The following is a 16,763-nucleotide window of genomic DNA, read 5'->3' on the forward strand; positions in this document are numbered from 1 at the left end:
ATGAAATGCCCGTATTGTCATTCAAATAACACTAAAGTACTCGACTCAAGAACCACTGAAGATGATACAGCTATTAGACGCAGAAGACTTTGTGAAGATTGTAGCAAGAGATTTTCAACCTACGAACGCTATGAAGACATAACCATCATGGTAATAAAAAAGGATGAAACTCGTGAAGCCTATGACCGATCCAAAATCATAAATGGCATTGTAAAAAGCTGTCAAAAAAGACCCGTGTCTCTGGATCAAATTGAGCAAGTAGCTAAAAATGTGGAAATTAAAATTAACCATACAGGCAAAAAAGAAGTTACATCGACCTATATCGGTGAGCTTGTCATGGATGAGCTAAAAGATTTAGATCCTGTGGCATATGTTAGATTTGCTTCAGTTTATAGAGAATTTAAAGATGTCGATTCATTTTACAATGAAATTATAAATTTAAGAGATAAAAAAGATGCCAGTATTGAGCAGTAGTTGCTTATAGCTGCATCTTTTTTTGTACTAGAAAGGCTAAAATGGATTTATTTGAGTTAAATAAGCAAAGACAATTAGAAAAATCTGCACCACTGGCAGATAGGCTTAGACCAAAAAGTCTTGAAAATTATATAGGTCAAGAACACTTAGTAGGGGATGGTAAAATAATTAGCCGTATGATAAAGGCTGATAGAATTTATTCAATGATTTTTTATGGACCACCTGGTGTAGGAAAAACAACCTTAGCAAAAATCATCTCAGAAACTACCCACATGGCCTATGAAGAACTTTCTGCAGTAACAAGTGGTATTGCAGATGTAAAAAAGAAAATAGAAATTGCTAAAGACAATTTAAAATATGAAAACAAGAAAACTATTTTATTCATTGACGAGATCCATAGATTTAATAAATCTCAGCAAGACTATCTATTGCCATTTGTAGAGGATTCTACAATTATTCTAATTGGTGCAACAACAGAAAACCCATATTTTGAAGTAAATAAGGCTCTTATATCTCGCATGTATGTTTTTGAACTAAAATCATTAAGCAAAGCTGACCTTGAAAGACTTATTGATCTGGCAATAAATAAAGATCCGATTTTACAAAATAAAAATGTAAATATAGATGCTGATGCCAGGGAATTTTTGATTAAATATTCAAATGGCGATAGTAGGGCACTTTTAAATGCCTTAGAAATTGCTATATTTTCAGAAAATGAGAAAGATGGTAAAATAAATATAGGCAAAGATACAATCGAAAATTCTATTCAAAAAAAGATTGCAATCTATGATAAAAAGGGCGACAGACATTATGATACCATCTCAGCCTTTATTAAGTCTATGAGAGGATCAGATCCTGATGCGGCCCTGTATTATTTGGCAAAAATGCTTGAATCTGGTGAGGATATAAAATTTATTGCCCGTCGTATGATTATTTTTGCATCAGAAGATATTTCAAATGCAGATCCATTTGCTCTGGTACTAGCTACTAGTACTTTTAATGCAATTAATACTGTAGGCATGCCGGAGGCAAGAATTATTTTGGCACAGACTGTTACCTATTTGTGCTTAGCTGACAAAAGCAATTCTACTTATTTGGCTATTGACAAAGCCATGCAATTTGTAAAAGAAAATCGTGACAAAGAAGTGCCTAATAAATTAAAGGATGCCCACTACCCTGCTAGTAAAAATTTAATTCACGATAAGTATCTTTACCCACACTCATTTGGGGGATATGTAGATCAGGATTATCTGCCTGATGATTTTGTGAATGAAAAATTTTACCAAGCCTTAGATATAGGGCATGAAAAAGAACTAAATGACAAACTTAAAAAAAGGAAGGATGGAACTAATGAAGATTAGAGAAATTTTAAATGATGTTGATTCGTATGTAGACAAGGAAGTTGTTGTAAATGGTTGGATTAGAAATTCTAGATTTGGTAAAAATGTAGGATTTATCGAACTTAATGATGGAAGTACTTTTAAAAATTTACAAATTGTAATTGGAACTGATGCACCAAATTATGAAGAACTTTCTCATCAATTTTTATCAACAAGCCTTGAAGTAAGCGGAAAATTAGTTGCCACTGGTAATAATAAAACACCATACGAAATTCAAGCAAGTGAAGTTAAAATTTTAGGCGAATCTTCAGATAAATTCCCAATTCAAAAACAAAGACAAACACTAGAATATATGAGAACTATCCCTCATCTTCGTCCAAGAACTAATACTTATAGAGCTGTATTTAAAGTAAGAAGCTCACTAGCATTTGCCCTTCATCAATTTTTCCAAGAACGTGGATTTTTATATGTAAACCCACCAATTGTAACAGGATCTGATGCTGAGGGTGCAGGAGAAATGTTTAATATAACAACAATTGATCCAAGTGATGCTCCAATGAATGAAGAAAATCAAGTAGATTATAACAAAGACTTCTTTGGTAAAAAATCTTATTTAACAGTATCTGGACAATTAGAGGCAGAAGACTATGCACTTGCTTTTGGTGATGTATATACTTTTGGCCCTACATTTAGAGCAGAATTATCAAATACACCAAGACACGCTGCAGAGTTCTGGATGCTAGAACCTGAAATGGCCTTTGCAGATTATAACCAAGCCATGGATGTTGCTGAAGATATGATTAAATATGTAATCGACTATCTACTCGAAAACAACAAAGATGAAATGGAATTTTTTAATAGATTTATAGACGAAGAATTATTTGAAAGACTTGACCAAGTAAGAAATAAAGAATTTGCAAGGGTTACTTATACTGATGCGATTGAAAAGCTGAAAGAAAGTGGTCAAGACTTTGAATTTCCAGTTGAATGGGGGATGGACTTACAAACAGAACATGAAAGATACTTATCTGAAGTTATTGTAAATGGTCCAGTATTTGTAACTGACTATCCAAAAGATATTAAGGCTTTCTACATGAAAAGAAATGCTGATGGAAAAACAGTAGCGGCATTTGATATGCTAGTTCCTGGAGTAGGTGAACTAATCGGCGGATCTCAAAGGGAAGAAAATATCGATGAACTATTAAAATCTTTTGAAGATAACGGACTTAAAGAAGAAGACTATCAAAATTACTTAGACTTAAGAAGGTTTGGTACTGTAGTACACTCAGGATTTGGATTAGGTTTTGAAAGAGCGGTTATGTATGTTACAGGTATGAAAAATATCCGTGACGTAATTTCTTATCCAAGATATGTAAATGCACTTTCAAGCCAAAACTAGGAGATATAATGACAGAAAATTATTCTAATATTCCAGAATATAATCCTAATGCCATTGAGAAAAAATGGCAAAAAATTTGGGATGAAGATAAAACTTTTCATAGCGAAATAGACCATGATAAGGAAAAATTCTATGGCCTTGTTGAATTTCCTTATCCATCTGGTCAAGGACTACACGTTGGTCACCCAAGACCATATACAGCACTTGATGTGGTTTCTAGAAAAAGAAGATTAGAAGGATACAACGTACTTTATCCAATGGGGTGGGATGCCTTTGGTCTACCAACAGAAAACTATGCTATCAAAAATAAAATTCACCCAGCAATAGTAACAGCAAATAACATAAAAAACTTTAAAGCTCAATTAAAATCAATTGGTTTTTCCTTTGACTGGGATAGGGAAGTAAATACAACTGACCCAGACTATTATAAATGGAGCCAATGGATTTTTATCCAACTATATAAACACGGTTTGGCTTACAAAAAAGAAATGAGCGTAAACTGGTGCCCTTCCTGCCAGGTTGGTCTTGCTAACGAAGAAGTAGTAGATGGCAAATGTGAAAGATGTGGTACAGAAGTAGTTCATAAGATGAAAAATCAATGGATGCTTAAAATCACAGAATATGCTGATAGGTTAATCGATGACCTAGATGATGTAGATTATGAGGATAGGATTAAAGCCCAACAAATTAACTGGATAGGTAGATCTAAGGGAGCAAATGTAAATTTTGAAATTAAAGATTCTGATTATAAATTAACAGTTTATACAACAAGACCAGATACTATATTTGGTGTATCCTACATGGTAATTTCTCCAGAACATCCAGCATTGGATGAATTTAAAGAAAAAATTACTAATTTTGATGAGGTTGTATCATACCAAGAAGAAGCTCGTAAAAAATCTGATTTTGAAAGATCAGAATTAAACAAAGATAAAACTGGGGTAATGCTAGAGGGAATCACTGCTATAAACCCATTGTCAGGTAAGGAAATTCCAATTTGGGTTTCAGATTATGTTTTAATGTCTTATGGTACTGGAGCTATTATGGCAGTGCCAGCTCATGATAGCAGAGATTTTGAATTTGCAAAAAAATTTGATATGCCAATTGTCCAAGTATATGAAATAGAAGGGGATGCTGAGCTACCTTTAACAGATATAAACAAAGGAAGAGTAATTAATTCTGAATTCTTAAATGGACTTGAAGTAGCGGATGCAAAACAAAAAGCAATAGAATTCATAGAAGAAAATAATCTAGGTGAAGCTACAACAAACTTTAAATTACGTGACTGGGTCTTCTCACGTCAAAGATATTGGGGAGAGCCAATTCCAATGATTTATTGTGAAGAACACGGTTGGAATCCAGTTGATGAAAGTGAACTTCCTATAAAATTACCAGAAGTAGAAACTTACGAACCAACAGCTACTGGTGAATCACCTCTTTCAGAAATCGAGAAATTTGTTACCACAACTTGTCCAGTTTGTGGAGGACCTGCAAAAAGAGAAACAGACACCATGCCGCAATGGGCAGGTAGCTCATGGTATTACTTAAGATATATGGACCCACATAATACCGAAGCTATTGCTAGCGAGGAAGCCTTAGATTATTATAGTCCGATTGACTGGTATAACGGCGGTATGGAGCACACTAATCTACACTTGTTGTATTCAAGATTCTGGCATAAATTCTTATATGATATGGGAGTAGTGCCAACAAAAGAACCATATCAAAAAAGAACAAGCCACGGAATGATTTTAGGTGAAGACCATCAAAAAATGAGTAAATCTCGTGGGAATGTTGTAAATCCAGATGATATCATCCGTGATTACGGTGCAGACACTCTAAGAACTTATGAGATGTTCATAGGTGATTTTGGATCAACTGCTATTTGGTCAGATGAAGGTGTACGTGGCTGCCGTAAATACTTAGAACGTGTGTACAATATGATTGAATTGGTGGAAGATGGGGATGATTATAGCAAAGACCTTGAAATAGCAATCCATCAAACTATCAAAAAAGTATCTGAGGATTATGAAAATCTTAAATTTAATACAGCTATTGCAAGCCTTATGTCACTTTCAAACGAAATGAGATCTCTTGGCAAAATAACAAAAGCTGATTTTAAAACTTATATCATCCTATTAAACCCAGTTGCACCTCACTTAACAGAAGAGCTATGGGAGCTAGCAGGATTTGAAGGAAAACTAAATGAAGCTGTTTGGCCAACATTTGATGAGAAAAAGCTAGTACTAGACGAATTTGAAATGCCAGTTCAAATTAATGGTAAGATGCGTGGCAAAGTAATCATGGCCATGGATGCAAGTGAAGATGATGCAGTTGAAGCTGCAAAAGCTGATAATAACATTTCAAGCCATTTAGAAAATAAAGAAATAAGAAAAGTAATATACGTACCAGGTAAGATTTTAAATATCGTAGTTGCTTAATAATTTAGTAGGACTATTGTCCTACTTTTTTTATAAAAAATTAACCACTTAAATAAAAATAAGAAATATTGGTATAATATATCTAGACTTTAAGTTGATAAAGCTAGAAAGGATATTTTTATGGAAAAAGTAAAATTAGCTATAGTTTTTTACTCTCAAACAGGCGTTAATTATAAGATGGCAACTATTGCCAAAGAAGAGGCAGAAAAAAATGGTGCTGAGGTTAGACTTTTAAAAGTTAGAGAACTTAGAAATACATCAGAAGTTGAACCAGACTCATTGTGGGATAAGACACTTAAGGCAACAGAGGATTTAGAAGTAGCAAGTCCAGAAGATTTAGTGTGGGCAGATGCAATCATATTTTCAACACCAACTAGATTTGGTAATGTATCTAGCCAAATGAAAGATTTTTTTGATTCACTTGGAGGAGTTTGGAGCGAAGGTAAACTAGTAAATAAATTTGTTACAGCCTTTGCATCATCACAGAATCCAAATGGTGGTCAAGAACATACCATCCGTGCAATCTATACATCTGCCATGCACTGGGGATCTATAATTGTACCAACTGGTTATACAGATGATTCAATATTTGCTCAAGGTGGTAACCCATATGGTATTTCTGCAACTCAGTCACCTGAAACTTATGAAATAAGCAATGAAATAAAACCTGCTATAGAACACCAAACAAGAAGGTTAATAGAAATTACACAAAAATTTATAGGATAATATAATTATGACCTAGCAGAAATGCTAGGTTTTTTTAAATGCAATAATTACATTTTAGGGTATAAAATATTTATATTTCAAGGAGGTTTTATGAATATATTTGATATTTTAAACAGTAAATTATTGTATATATTAGTTGCTCTAGGCTTATTAATTATATTTTTAATATGTGTAATGTTTTTTCTAAGGGCAAAAAAAAGAGCTAAAGAGTTAGGCATTGCTGATGAAAAAGTAAAGGCAACCATAAAAAGTTCCTTAGTTTTTTCCATTGTGCCATCAATTGCCGTAATAATAGGCCTTATAACATTAACTCCACTTTTGGGTATTCCTTGGCCTTGGTTTAGACTTTCCGTTGTGGGGTCACTACCATACGAACTTACTGCAGCAGACTTGGCTGTTAAAGGATTAGGCTATCAAGATCTTACAGCCTATCAAGCTTCTGCCGATCCTAGTGCAATTGGAACAATTATGTTTACAATGACAATTTCTATTCTTGGTGGGATGATATTTAATATATTTTTTCTAGAGAAATACCACAAAAAAGTATCTGGAGTTGGAACAAAATCATCTCCATTTAAAGAGCTGGCCCTATCAGTACTTACTTTTGGTATGGTTACAGTTTTTTTTCCAATTGAGTTTTTAAAATCAAAAACACATGCAGCAGTTGCAATTACATCTATTTTAGTAACACTTATATTAGGGCAGATTTCTAAAAAGTATAAGATTGATTGGCTGGCAGATTTTATAATGAGTTTTGCGCTAATAATTGGTATGGCAGCAGGTGTATTTTTTGAAGGAGTTTTATAATGGAAAATAAAAAAACTTATATGGATACAACTTACAAACTTGGTAGAATAGCTACAATTGTTTGTATTTTAATAATGTTTGTTATTCCAGCTATTATATGTACTGCATACAATATTTGGCCTAGTTTTGATTCGGTAATAGGATCTGCTGGTCCACTTTTAGCCATGTATATACCAGTTGCGCTTGCAGAACAACTTTCTATGATTCCAATAACTGGAAACTCTGCATATATAAATTCTATAATGGGCAATGTGACAAATATAAAATTTCCAGCCTATCTTACAGCGCTAGCATCTGTTGACCAAGATCCCGGAACAGAGGAAGCGGATGTAATAGGAATGATTGCCGTTTGTGTTTCTGGTATGACAACAATGGTAATAATCTTAATTGGACTCTTACTTTTAGTACCACTAAGTCCAATACTTACATCTCCTGTTGTAAAAACAGCTACTAGCTACATAATGCCGGCACTTTTTGGCTCCATGCTAGTAGGTATACTATTAAATAATTCAGCAGGAAATTATGAGGCAAAAAATAAGTATTTGATAGGGGTAATTGACTTATTGATAGTCTTTGTTGTTAATATTTTTATTATGGATCTAGATAAAAAACAAGGATTTGCAATGGTTATAATAATGCTCCTTTCTGTACTATTAGCTTATCTATTTTATAAGAAAGGAATTATAAAATTAAGACCAAAAGCCTCTAAAGATAACTTGTAAATTTAATTTGTATGGTGTATCATAATTAGTGATACACCATATTTTTATGAAGATATAATAAAAATTACTAGGGTATAATATTTATTGGAGATTATTAAAGATATATTAAATTTATAATTAAATTTGACAAATAAGTCTCAATTATGTATCATTGTATTATGATAATAGCACAAAAATCAAAAAGAAGGTCTTATGAAAGAATTTCTTAAGAAAAATTTATACAATATAATAGCAGTAATAGTTCTTTCGATATTAACAATACTTGGATATATAGGATACAAAGAGGGATTATTTAATTCAATAGATAGCTTTAGAGAATTTATCTTATCCTACGGAGCTTGGGCTCATATAATTTTTATGCTAGTACAAGTAACTCAAATCGTAGTACCAATTATACCTGGTGGTTTGACAACAGTATTTGGGGTAGTAATATTTGGTCCTTTTTGGGGTTTTATCTATAACTACATATCAATTTGTTTAGGATCAATGTTAGTATTTTTTATATCAAGAACATTTGGAAAATCAATTATTTTAAACCTTTTTGGTCAAGAAACTTTTGACAAATATAAACATAAAATAAAAGATAAAACCTATGAGAAATTCTTTGCCTGGGCAATACTTTTACCAGTAGCCCCAGATGATTTTTTATGCTACTTAACCGGACTTTCTGATATGAGTTTTAAAAAATATGCAACAATCATTCTTTTATGTAAACCTCCATCAATATTCCTATACTCTATGGGATGGGCAATGGGCCTTGAATGGTTTATCGATAAGATATAAGAAGCGATTAGTAAAACTAACCGCTTCTTTTTTATGCATAGAGTTTTGCTTGAGTTTCAAACATTTCTTTATATAGTTTATTTTCTTTTAAAAGTTCTTCATGAGTTCCAACTTCGTCAACATAACCATTATTACAAACCAGAATCCTATCAGCATATTTTGTAGATGATAATCTATGGGATATGAAAAGAGAAGTTTGATTTTTTGTAATAGCCAGCATTTTTTCAAATATTTCTTGTTCACTACGTGGATCAAGGGCGCTTGTTGGTTCATCCATGATTATGAATTTCCCCTTATGATACATAGAGCGAGCTAGAGCTAATTTTTGTCCTATTCCGCCTGATGGCTGTACACCCTCATCATCTAGCAGAGTAGATATATAGTTTGCTTTTTTATTTGCTAAACTATCCACCCAATCTTTGATATTTAATAGCTCAAATGATTTGTCCATTTCAGAATAATTATAATCTGAGATTTTTTCATGGCTGATAGTTGCCACGTTTTCATCTATCCTAAATGGAAATAGCCTAAAGTCTTGGAAAGTTGGGGAGAGGATTTGATAATAGTACTTTGTATCGATGTCGTTTATATTTATACCATTTAAAAGAATTTCTCCACTAGTAGCATCATAAAACTTACAAAGAAGTTTTACTATAGTAGATTTACCGGCACCATTACGACCAACTAAGGCGATAGTTTCTCCTGGATTTATAATAAATGAACAATTTTCTAGTACATAATCCTTACTTGTAGGATACTTAAAAGATACATTCTTAAATTCTATTTGGACTGTACTTAGATCTATATTATCTATATCTCCGCCCTCATTCCAAGATTCTTCTATATCCATAAATTCAAAAAGGGCATCTATAGTTACATTGAGTCTGGCAAGTTCTGGATAATAATCTTGGAACATATTTAAACCCTCGATAAGTCCATTTATAGAGTTGAAGTACAGGGTGAAGTCAGCAACACTTATAGCAGATCTTAGTAGTTTAGATCCTATATAAATAAATGAACCAACAATACCTAGGTTATTTATGACATTTATTAGTCCTAAGTAGATGCCATTTATAGTAAAGTATTTATGATTTAATTCATACATCCTATTTAAGTGGTAATCTGACTTGTCAAGTATCAGATTTTCAGCCTTATATGTTTTAATATCTTTGGAATATTTAAAATCCCTAGAAAAGTTAAAATAATATTTGTAAATACGGACTTCTTCAGCAGACCTTTTTTGATTATTTGCTTCATTTTCTTTTAACTTTTTTGTGATAGGTTTGTTCAGAAAAAACAATGCTACTAAGACCAAAGGTAAAAGTGGATTTAACTTTATAATTATAAATATTGAAACTATCCCAGTAGCAAATTGGCTAAGGCCAAAGCCTAAGAATTCAAAAAATCCCCACATATTTGCAAGACCCTGGTTAGCTTTTTCTACCTTATCTTGGATAGACTTAGAATCAGTCATCTCAAGTGGTAATTTCAATATCTTTTCGTTTATGTCATAGGCTAAGTTGTCTCTTACATGGTCTAGACTGAGCATATAATATTGGCTAGCCTTTACTTTTAGCATATCCGATAGAAAGTTTAAAACCAAAGCAGCTATGGCTATAGTAAACATCACATTTAAACGGGAAGGGCCAGTAAATTCATCAATGATAAGCTTTGGTGCTACTAACCTTAATAGAGGCAATATGCCAAGGAGAATTGAATATATAATAGTTTTATTAGTAAAGCCTTTTTCTTTTGAGTTAACTAGCTTAATTAACTTAATATAATTATGCATTATTGGCCTCCTTGTAGTTTTTAGCTTGGATATCATAAAGTTCGGCATATTCGCCTTTTAAATCCATAAGTTCATCATGACAACCCTCTTCGATTATTTCTCCGTTTTTAAGATATATTACTCTATCACAAAACTTGGTTGAAGCAAGCCTGTGAGAGATAAAGACACTTGATTTATCTTTTGCTTCACTATTATAAAGCTCATACAAGTCGCGTTCTGCTATGGCATCAAGTTGTGCAGTTGGCTCATCTAGTAATAGAAGTTTAGCATGACTTTTGTGTAAGGCACGAGCTAAAAATAACCTTTGTTTTTGCCCACCTGATAAGTCGACTCCATCATCACTTAGGGTTCTCAGTAATATTTGCTCATCACCTTTTTCATAGGATTTTATAATATCAGTTAGACCAGTTGTATTGTAAAGATCAGTAATGTCATCATATCCATCACTCATCAATACATTTTCTCTTATAGTATATGGTAGCAAAAGAGAGTCTTGGAAGACTGCTGAAATATAGTCCTTTTGATCTATATTATAATCTTTTATATTTTTTCCATTAAGTAAAATCTCACCACTAGTAGGCTTATAAAGCCCTGCAAGGATTAATGCAAGAGTAGTTTTACCAGCACCATTTTCTCCAACAAGGGCAATTGATTCATTGTTATGGATAGTAAGGTTGATATTATTTAAGATATTTTTATTAGATGATGGATACTTAAAACATAGATTCTTTAGACTTAATTCAAATTTATCAAAATCGACATAATTATAGATTTCATCAGCCTTTAAGCTTATAGCAAAATATGGTCTAAAAAACTTTATATTATTTGCTATTTCAGATAGATTAATTGATAAAGAATAAGTAATCAGAATAAATCCAAAGACAGCAGTAAATAAAACATAAAATTCAGAAACACCTATGAAACTATTATATAGATTAGTTATCATCCAGATAAAAATAGGTATATCTCTTAATAGAGTGATTAATCTTGCTTTAAGTTGTAGCTTCATCACTTTACTATTGTTTATTTTAAGTGCTTGATGCCTATAAGAAGTTATTCCAAAGTAATATTTTTTGAGGATATTGGTGATATCATACATTAGTATATCAAGTTTACTGATAGGGTTTTTAAGTTCATAATTTAACTGTTCTAGCTTTTCCCAAGTATCATCAATTTGATCCCAATATTTTTCATAAGTAAAAGTTAGCTTATAGAAATACCTAGCAGCAATTATAGTCATAATAATTATATAGACTACCAAGTACCAGTCCAGGCTTTTGAATATCCATAAAAATCCTATAAGAGATGTAATCATACCAAGGGTTTCTGGCAAGAAAAGAACAATCCCTCCAAATCCATCAAAGGGAGATTCTATAGCCCTATTTGCTTGGGTTATTTTTTCTTTAATTTTGTTATCATGTTGCTCAGCATAACTAAGACTTAGGGAATATTTAATTATTTTGGTATTTAGTCCATAACGAAGTCTATTCATCCTCATCCTGTAATTTCCTTTTAGAAATGAAGATAAAAACCTTATAATAGAAGTTACTAAAAATAGAACTACAAAAAATAGTAGGAAAAATTCGAGATTATTGTGCCTATTTTTGATAATATAAGCGGGAGCCAGTATCCATACAAATGGCAAGATCCCATTTAATATAGCATAGGCGATAATTATAAAATACATAAATGGGTCTTTAGACCACATTTGTTTAAAAATAAATTTTATTTCTTTCATAAGTGCGGAATATTCCGCTTCCTCCTTGATTTTTGTTTATAGCCAAAGCAAGGAGTTTATGTACTTACTTTGACTGTCAGATACGTTTATGCACCAATTTATTTTTTAATCTATTGTTCATTTTTATCCTCCTTAAATATATTTATCAATAGTATAGCATGATAAATTATTAATGTAAATATGTAAAAAATATGTGTAAAAATAAAAAAAAAGATGGCTAGCTGCCATCATGATTTTATTATTCTAATATAATATCTCTACCTGCGATAAATTCTAGCTCCAGATCATTTCCAAAACTTTCGATTTCAGATATTTTAAATCCACGTACTTTTGAAGTATTATCAAAGCAAATTTCGTTATTTATTACCTCTCCTAGGGGAGCTATGGAAGTTATTCCTTGCTTGTTATCAATTTTTAATGCTTTTTCAATTATAAAATTAGTTTGATTTTCTATTAATGATTTATCAAAATTATCATAAAAATCTGAAATTTTTATTACCGACCTATCCTCGGTAATAGTTAACTTTAAATCTTTTGCTTGGTAAAAACTGGTTAATACTAATTTAAAAATAATAAATGCTGTATTATAAGCTAAATTTTTGATTCTGTTCTTATCATTTAATTTTAAAATTACTTCTGACTTTTGAGGTCGGCCTTTAACTGTATGTATAATATTATCTCGTTTTTCTTCAATTGATACGATTTCTAAGTCAGATATACTGCCAAAGTCTTTCAAAAATCCAAATGTTTCTGCCATAAATATTGTGCGGTCTAAAATTATTTGAGTGTAGTTATCTTGGGCACGTCTTGAGACTATATTTGCTTTTAATTCTGTTATTTCTGGATATTTTAAGTAAATTTTCTGCATAATCTACCTTCCTTTAATTAAAACTAATACTTAATCATATGATATAATATACCCGAGGTTGGGCTATGAGAAAGAAAATTTTTATCGCTTTAATAGGATTTATATCAGGAATAGGATTGTTCATTAATTTTGAATCAATTAATATTGTTTTTGTAATTCTTTTATGCCTTATTTCTGGATTACTTATATATTTTATCGATAAAAAGCTTTTATTATTCCCCATAGGTCTCGCATTAGGTTTTATATTGAGTTTCTATAATCTAAAGCAATATAAACTTATAGACTATCCCGATAAAACATTAGAAATAACTATTTTAGAAAAAAGGAAAGTTAGTGATAGATATAGATATTTTGTTAGGGCTAGAGGTCATAATATAACAGAAAAATCTCTTATCTTTACAGAATATGATTTTGATATTGGCGATATTTATTTAATAGAAGGCGAGGTAATCCTGGCAAATAAAAATACAAATCCAAACTTATTTAATTATAGAAATTATCTTATTTCAAAGGGAATTGCAAGTAATATTAAGTTAGAATCTATAAAGAAAAGTGCAAAAAGTAATTCTGTATTTTTAAATTTTAGGAAAAATTTTTATAACTATATTCATAAAATTTTTGAAAGCAATTTAAGTAAAGAAGCTTCAAATTTTATAATATCTGTAGTTTTAGGGGAAAATTTAATTCAAAATGATGGCATAAAAGATTTGGGCCTTGCACATATTTTGGCTGTGTCTGGTTTACATATTGATTTGCTTTTGGCTTTTATACTTTTAATTTTCAGAAAAATAAATTTAAATTATAAATACGGATATATATTTGGACTTTTAACCTGTGGATTTTATGGATTTTTGATAGGCTTTCCATTTTCGGTAATTAGAGTTTTAATAATTAATTTGATTGGATTTCTAGCATTTATTTGGCAAAAACCAGAAGATAAGATTAAATCCTTATTGATAGCAGCATTTTTGATATTATTATTTAATCCCTTTGCAATCTTAAATGCAGGTTTTGTTTTATCATTTGTAGCCACAAGTGGTGTTTACTTGATATATCCAAAAGTAAAAAGATTATTAAATGATAATTTAATATCAGAAAGTGTTGGATTTACAGCTTCAATTCAAGCAAGCATATTTCCTTTTACAGCATTTTATTATGGCAAAATAAATTTGATGAGCATTATGGCAAACTTTTTAATTTTGCCAATTTTTACAATATCTATGTACATAATGTTTGTAATTGTTATATTTTATCCAATATTAAGATTTATCCTTACTCCAGTTTATTTTATTCTGGACTATTTAATAAATTCTATATTAAATTTAACTTCCATGTTAAGCAGTCTGAGATTTTTAAATATAGAATTTATTCATCAAAACATATTAATATCCATATACCTCTATTTCCTAATATTAATTAGCATATATATTAGAAAATCAAATAAGGATTTGATAAAGAAATTTTATATAATAAATTTATTTATCATAATTTCTAGTCTAGGATATGAAAAGCTAAATCCAGAAACTAGTTTTTCGATGATAGATATAGGCCAAGGCGATGCATTTTTGATAAATGATAGGGGAGATTATTATTTAATTGATGTAGGTGGACCTAAGTATGATGATTATGATAGTGGCGAAAAAATATTAGTTCCTTATTTAAAATCTATTGGTATAAAAAATATAAAGGCTGTTTTTATTTCTCACGAGGATAATGACCATAGCGGGAATATAAACCTACTAATGGACAACTTTTATGTAGAGCATATATTAACAAGTAAAAATAATATTGCTACTATTTCAAAATATAAACCAGAGATCATAAAAGAGAATGATATTATAAAATTAAAAAATGGATACATTGAGTGTATATTTGATGGAGAATCTGGTGAAGAAAATGCAGAATCACTTGGACTTTTAATTAACATTAAAGGTACAAAAATAATAACTTTGGGAGACTTGCCAAAAGAGTATGAAGAACAAATTGATCAAGAAGCTGATATTTTAAAAGTTTCCCACCATGGATCAAAAACTTCTACTTCAAAAGAATTTGTAGAAAAAGTAAAACCAAAGGCTGCACTAATATCTGCAGGACGCAATAATCGCTATGGCCACCCAAGTTCAGAGGTAATTAATAATCTAGATGGAGTAAAAATATTTAATACCCAAACAGATGGAATGGTAAAAATATATTTTGATAAAAATGTAAGAATAGAAAAATATTTGAAAGGAGGATTTTTTAAATGAATTTCAAAGAATTTATGAATCATTTAATCGATTATAAAACTAGTGGAGTTTATTTATTTGATTCTAAAGAAGAATTTTTAAACGATACTATCATAGAAGAAGTGCGTAATAAAGTAAATATTCCTGACTTTAACTTAGTAGAAATAAAGGGAAGTAAGGATGTAGAATTAATTAAAACTTCTTATGAAACTTACCCGGTTATGGAAGATAAAAAGTTTATAATTTGGAGAAATATAGACTTATCAAAAAATTCTATAAAGGAATATGAAAGTACGCTTGAAGTTTTATCAAATGATTTTAAGTCATTTCCAGATTTTTCTACACTGTTAATTTTTTCTGATAATCCCCCATTCAAAGGTAAATTTTATAAAAATATTGCAAAAAATGGTGAAATTGTAGAAATTAATAGACTTAATCAAAAAGAATTAGAGTCATTTATTGGCAAAAGATTTGTTAGAAATGGCAAAAAAATCCAAAGATCACTAGTAGTTGAAATAGTAAATAGGTTTTCATACCTAAATAAAGACAGTGAAATTGACCTTTATCAAATAGTAAACGTTGTTGATAAAATTATTGCAAATTCTAGTGAAGAAATTGTAAAATCACAGGATGTATTTGATCAGCTAGATGAAGTTTTAAATATAAATATATTTAATTTAACAGATGCAATGAGTGCCAAAAATCCAAAGGAAGCGACAAGTATTTATTTAAAAATGGCAAGGGCTAATGAAGATTTATTTATGATCTACCATATGATAATAAGGCAGATAAGAAATCTAATAGGTGTAAAATCATTATACATAAATGGATACAACGATACTTTTATGATGAAAAATCTTGGAATTGGAGCTTATGAATTAAAGAAAATTAAGAATTATAGTAGAAATTTTTCTTTGCCGGAATTATTTGATATCCACTCTAGGATATTTGATATGGAATTTAGGCAAAAATCAGTTGATTTTGATATGGAGTTAGAATTATTATTGTTAATTAGGGAAATTTCTGCAAAATAAAATGAGCAATTATCAGTAGACATATGTGTGGATCCATTACTGATTATTGCTCATTTTTTATTAAGCATTTTGTGCTTCATTCATTGCTTTTTGTAATCTAGATGCTGTTCTAGCTACTTTATTTTTGTGTATAATGTTTTTTGCTTCAGCCTGTTTCATTCTTTTATCAACGTGTCTAAAGATTTCACGAGCTTCGTCAACATTACCAGCTTCTAAAGCTTGATCAAATTTTTTGATGTATGTTTTGATTTCTGATTTTTTAGCTTTATTTCTTTCAGTATCTCTTTTTGTTGTTTCAATTCTTTTTTGAGCTGATTTAATATTTGCCATTATTTCACCCTCTTTCTTAGTTAGTCTTTTTTTGCTTGACTGATACATTTTACCATAGAAAATTGAATCATACAAGTTTTATTT

The 16,763-nt window shown here is 30.5% G+C and carries 14 protein-coding genes; 10 read left to right on the plus strand and 4 right to left on the minus strand.

The genetic code is table 11. The annotated features are described in order from the left end of the window. The 8 genes from nrdR (at position 1) to ACF3NF_RS07610 (ending at position 8,692) form a co-directional block, all read left to right on the plus strand. Positions 1-474 carry a transcriptional regulator NrdR gene (gene nrdR, locus ACF3NF_RS07575; RefSeq protein ID WP_262122656.1) on the plus strand — a complete coding sequence of 158 codons (474 nt, stop codon included), beginning with the start codon at positions 1-3 and terminating at the stop codon, positions 472-474. 41 nt (positions 475-515) lie between these two features. After that, the gene (locus tag ACF3NF_RS07580) at positions 516-1,835 is read left to right on the plus strand and encodes a replication-associated recombination protein A (RefSeq protein ID WP_394023039.1); all 1,320 of its coding nucleotides are present in this window, start codon (positions 516-518) and stop codon (positions 1,833-1,835) included. Continuing rightward, positions 1,825-3,213, plus strand: coding sequence for an asparagine--tRNA ligase (gene asnS, locus ACF3NF_RS07585; RefSeq protein WP_394023041.1), 1,389 nt, complete (start codon positions 1,825-1,827; stop codon positions 3,211-3,213). The genes ACF3NF_RS07580 and asnS overlap by 11 nt, the downstream gene beginning before the upstream one ends. A 29-nt stretch (positions 3,214-3,242) precedes the next feature. After that, complete coding sequence (gene leuS / locus ACF3NF_RS07590) at positions 3,243-5,654, plus strand: leucine--tRNA ligase (protein ID WP_394024464.1); 2,412 nt, start codon at positions 3,243-3,245, stop codon at positions 5,652-5,654. Positions 5,655-5,774: 120 nt separating this feature from the next. Continuing rightward, positions 5,775-6,380: an NAD(P)H:quinone oxidoreductase gene (gene wrbA / locus ACF3NF_RS07595; protein WP_394023043.1), complete on the plus strand. Its 606-nt coding sequence runs from the start codon at positions 5,775-5,777 to the stop codon at positions 6,378-6,380. A gap of 90 nt (positions 6,381-6,470) precedes the next feature. After that, complete coding sequence (locus ACF3NF_RS07600; protein WP_394023045.1) at positions 6,471-7,187, plus strand: DUF5058 family protein; 717 nt, start codon at positions 6,471-6,473, stop codon at positions 7,185-7,187. Beyond that, positions 7,187-7,909: a hypothetical protein gene (locus ACF3NF_RS07605; RefSeq protein WP_394023047.1), complete on the plus strand. Its 723-nt coding sequence runs from the start codon at positions 7,187-7,189 to the stop codon at positions 7,907-7,909. The genes ACF3NF_RS07600 and ACF3NF_RS07605 overlap by 1 nt, the downstream gene beginning before the upstream one ends. Positions 7,910-8,101: 192 nt before the next feature. Continuing rightward, the gene (locus ACF3NF_RS07610; protein WP_394023049.1) at positions 8,102-8,692 is read left to right on the plus strand and encodes a TVP38/TMEM64 family protein; all 591 of its coding nucleotides are present in this window, start codon (positions 8,102-8,104) and stop codon (positions 8,690-8,692) included. A gap of 31 nt (positions 8,693-8,723) precedes the next feature. Here the strand turns inward: ACF3NF_RS07610 and ACF3NF_RS07615 are convergent, their stop codons facing one another. The 3 genes from ACF3NF_RS07615 to ACF3NF_RS07625 all read right to left on the minus strand — a co-directional run bounded on the left by ACF3NF_RS07615 (position 8,724) and on the right by ACF3NF_RS07625 (position 13,090). Continuing rightward, a complete protein-coding gene (locus ACF3NF_RS07615) occupies positions 8,724-10,484 on the minus strand; it encodes an ABC transporter ATP-binding protein (RefSeq protein WP_394023051.1) in 1,761 nt (586 codons plus the stop codon). Then, entirely contained in the window at positions 10,477-11,976 is a 1,500-nt protein-coding gene (locus tag ACF3NF_RS07620; protein ID WP_394023053.1) for an ATP-binding cassette domain-containing protein, read from the minus strand. The genes ACF3NF_RS07615 and ACF3NF_RS07620 overlap by 8 nt, the downstream gene beginning before the upstream one ends. A 484-nt stretch (positions 11,977-12,460) precedes the next feature. Continuing rightward, positions 12,461-13,090, minus strand: coding sequence for an alanyl-tRNA editing protein (locus ACF3NF_RS07625; RefSeq protein ID WP_394023055.1), 630 nt, complete (start codon positions 13,088-13,090; stop codon positions 12,461-12,463). 65 nt (positions 13,091-13,155) lie between these two features. Here ACF3NF_RS07625 and ACF3NF_RS07630 point away from each other — a divergent pair, with 65 nt between their 5' ends. Continuing rightward, entirely contained in the window at positions 13,156-15,336 is a 2,181-nt protein-coding gene (locus ACF3NF_RS07630; RefSeq protein WP_394023056.1) for a DNA internalization-related competence protein ComEC/Rec2, read from the plus strand. Continuing rightward, on the plus strand, positions 15,333-16,349 hold the full coding sequence (gene holA, locus ACF3NF_RS07635; protein ID WP_394023058.1) for a DNA polymerase III subunit delta: 1,017 nt from the start codon (positions 15,333-15,335) through the stop codon (positions 16,347-16,349). The genes ACF3NF_RS07630 and holA overlap by 4 nt, the downstream gene beginning before the upstream one ends. Positions 16,350-16,409: 60 nt before the next feature. On the opposite strand, the gene rpsT is transcribed toward holA, so the two are convergent. Further along, a complete protein-coding gene (gene rpsT, locus ACF3NF_RS07640; RefSeq protein WP_262122670.1) occupies positions 16,410-16,679 on the minus strand; it encodes a 30S ribosomal protein S20 in 270 nt (89 codons plus the stop codon). Positions 16,680-16,763 lie beyond the last annotated feature (84 nt).

This window comes from Anaerococcus martiniensis, from assembly GCF_043187485.1.
Taxonomy (GTDB): domain Bacteria; phylum Bacillota; class Clostridia; order Tissierellales; family Peptoniphilaceae; genus Anaerococcus; species Anaerococcus martiniensis.

Excerpts from the sequence above, each read along its gene's own strand:
- nrdR (WP_262122656.1), top strand. The coding sequence starts at position 1 with ATGAAATGCCCGTATTGTCATTCAAATAACACTAAAGTACTCGACTCA.
- ACF3NF_RS07580 (WP_394023039.1), top strand. The coding sequence starts at position 516 with ATGGATTTATTTGAGTTAAATAAGCAAAGACAATTAGAAAAATCTGCA.
- asnS (WP_394023041.1), top strand. The coding sequence starts at position 1,825 with ATGAAGATTAGAGAAATTTTAAATGATGTTGATTCGTATGTAGACAAG.
- wrbA (WP_394023043.1), top strand. The coding sequence starts at position 5,775 with ATGGAAAAAGTAAAATTAGCTATAGTTTTTTACTCTCAAACAGGCGTT.
- ACF3NF_RS07600 (WP_394023045.1), top strand. The coding sequence starts at position 6,471 with ATGAATATATTTGATATTTTAAACAGTAAATTATTGTATATATTAGTT.
- ACF3NF_RS07605 (WP_394023047.1), top strand. The coding sequence starts at position 7,187 with ATGGAAAATAAAAAAACTTATATGGATACAACTTACAAACTTGGTAGA.
- ACF3NF_RS07610 (WP_394023049.1), top strand. The coding sequence starts at position 8,102 with ATGAAAGAATTTCTTAAGAAAAATTTATACAATATAATAGCAGTAATA.
- ACF3NF_RS07615 (WP_394023051.1), bottom strand. The coding sequence starts at position 10,484 with ATGCATAATTATATTAAGTTAATTAAGCTAGTTAACTCAAAAGAAAAA.
- ACF3NF_RS07620 (WP_394023053.1), bottom strand. The coding sequence starts at position 11,976 with ATGAATAGACTTCGTTATGGACTAAATACCAAAATAATTAAATATTCC.
- ACF3NF_RS07625 (WP_394023055.1), bottom strand. The coding sequence starts at position 13,090 with ATGCAGAAAATTTACTTAAAATATCCAGAAATAACAGAATTAAAAGCA.
- ACF3NF_RS07630 (WP_394023056.1), top strand. The coding sequence starts at position 13,156 with ATGAGAAAGAAAATTTTTATCGCTTTAATAGGATTTATATCAGGAATA.
- holA (WP_394023058.1), top strand. The coding sequence starts at position 15,333 with ATGAATTTCAAAGAATTTATGAATCATTTAATCGATTATAAAACTAGT.
- rpsT (WP_262122670.1), bottom strand. The coding sequence starts at position 16,679 with ATGGCAAATATTAAATCAGCTCAAAAAAGAATTGAAACAACAAAAAGA.